This is a genomic window from Streptomyces cellostaticus (assembly GCF_001513965.1).
Taxonomy (GTDB): domain Bacteria; phylum Actinomycetota; class Actinomycetes; order Streptomycetales; family Streptomycetaceae; genus Streptomyces; species Streptomyces cellostaticus.
Genome location: NZ_KQ948105.1, coordinates 2,760 through 3,852, shown reverse-complemented (window position 1 = coordinate 3,852; position 1,093 = coordinate 2,760). Strand labels below are relative to the sequence as shown.

General features: G+C 69.4%; 1 pseudogene. It reads left to right on the top strand.

The window, feature by feature from the left end:
- A pseudogene (locus tag AQI88_RS42230) lies at window positions 1-1,093 on the top strand (alpha-1,4-glucan--maltose-1-phosphate maltosyltransferase); the annotation flags it as partial.

Sequence of the window (1,093 nt, the reverse complement as noted above, 5' to 3'; positions counted from 1 at the left end):
ATGCCCCTGCTGGTCGAGCGGGAGCGGGCCCTGTACGGCTCCTGGTACGAGTTCTTCCCGCGCTCGGAGGGCACGGCCGAGCAGCCCCACGGCACCTTCCGCACCGCCGCCCGGCGGCTGGAGGCCATCGCCGACATGGGCTTCGACGTCGTCTACCTGCCACCCGTGCACCCCATCGGCACGACCTTCCGCAAGGGCCGCAACAACACCCTCACCCCGGCATCCGACGACGTGGGCGTGCCGTGGGCGATCGGCTCTCCCGAGGGCGGTCATGACGCCGTCCATCCCGGCCTGGGCACGCTCGAGGACTTCGACCACTTCGTGGCCCGGGCGGGGGAGTTGGGGCTGGAGGTGGCGCTGGACTTCGCGTTGCAGTGCTCGCCGGACCATCCGTGGGTGGAGAAGCATCCGGAGTGGTTCCACCACCGCCCGGACGGCACGATCGCGTACGCGGAGAACCCGCCGAAGAAGTACCAGGACATCTATCCCCTCGCCTTCGACGCCGACCTGGACGGTCTGGTCGCGGAGACGGTCAGGGTCCTGCGGCACTGGATGGACCACGGGGTGCGGATCTTCCGGGTGGACAACCCGCACACCAAGCCGGTGGTGTTCTGGGAGCGGGTCATCGCGGAGACCAACCGCACGGACCCGGATGTGATCTTCCTGGCGGAGGCGTTCACGAGGCCGGCGATGATGCACACGCTGGCGCAGATCGGTTTCCAGCAGTCGTACACGTACTTCACCTGGCGCACCACCAAGCAGGAGCTGACCGAGTACCTCGGCGAGCTGTCGGGGGAGGCGGCCGCCTACATGCGGCCGAACTTCTTCGCCAACACCCCCGACATCCTGCACGCCTACCTCCAGCACGGCGGCCGGCCCGCCTTCGAGGTCCGCGCGGTGCTCGCCGCCACCCTCTCCCCCGCCTGGGGCATCTACAGCGGCTACGAGCTGTGCGAGAACACCCCGCTCAGGGACGGCAGCGAGGAGTACCTCGACTCGGAGAAGTACCAGCTCAAGCCCCGCGACTGGGACGCCGCCGCCCGCGAGGGCCGCACCATCGCCCCCCTCCTCACCCAGCTCAACACCATCCGCC